General features: G+C 63.7%; 1 protein-coding gene. It reads right to left on the reverse strand.

Annotated features, from left to right (window positions below; genetic code table 11):
• A partial coding sequence (locus tag QMA15_RS32705; protein WP_070386820.1) for an ATP-binding cassette domain-containing protein occupies nucleotides 1–667 on the reverse strand: 667 nt, incomplete at both ends.

A 667-nucleotide genomic window follows, 5' to 3' on the forward strand; every position in this document is an offset into this window, starting at 1 on the left:
CGCACGCGCACCGTCGACTCCGACGAGCGATCCACGAACTCCGCGACCGTCGAATCCGAAATCAACCGACCCCGACCGATCACCACCAACTGCTCCGCCGTCAACGCCATCTCCGAGAGAAGGTGACTCGACACCAGCACCGTGCGGCCCTCGGCCGCCAACCGCTGCATGAACTTACGAATCCAGACGATGCCCTCCGGATCGAGACCGTTGACCGGCTCGTCGAACAACAACACCTTCGGATCACCCAACAACGCACCCGCCAACCCGAGACGCTGCGACATACCCAACGAGAACCCGCCGGCCTTCTTGCCCGCCACCTCGGACAACCCGACCAACCCGAGCACCTCGTCGACGCGGGACTTCGGGATCCCGTTCGAAGCAGCCATCCACTGCAGATGCGCCCGCGCACTGCGATTGGGATGCACCCACTTCGCATCCAACAACGCGCCCACCGTCCGCAGCGGTGTCTTGAGCTCGCGGTACGGCTTGCCGTCGATCAACGCCGCACCCGACGTCGGCTGATCCAAACCCAGGATCATCCGCATCGTCGTCGACTTACCGGCACCGTTGGGGCCCAGGAAGCCCGTCACGATGCCCGGCTTGACCGTGAACGACAAATCGTCCACCGCTTTCGTCGGTCCGTAAACCTTGGTCAATCCCCTCA

This window comes from Rhodococcus sp. APC 3903 (assembly GCF_030407755.1).
Classification (GTDB): Bacteria; Actinomycetota; Actinomycetes; order Mycobacteriales; family Mycobacteriaceae; genus Rhodococcus_F; species Rhodococcus_F erythropolis.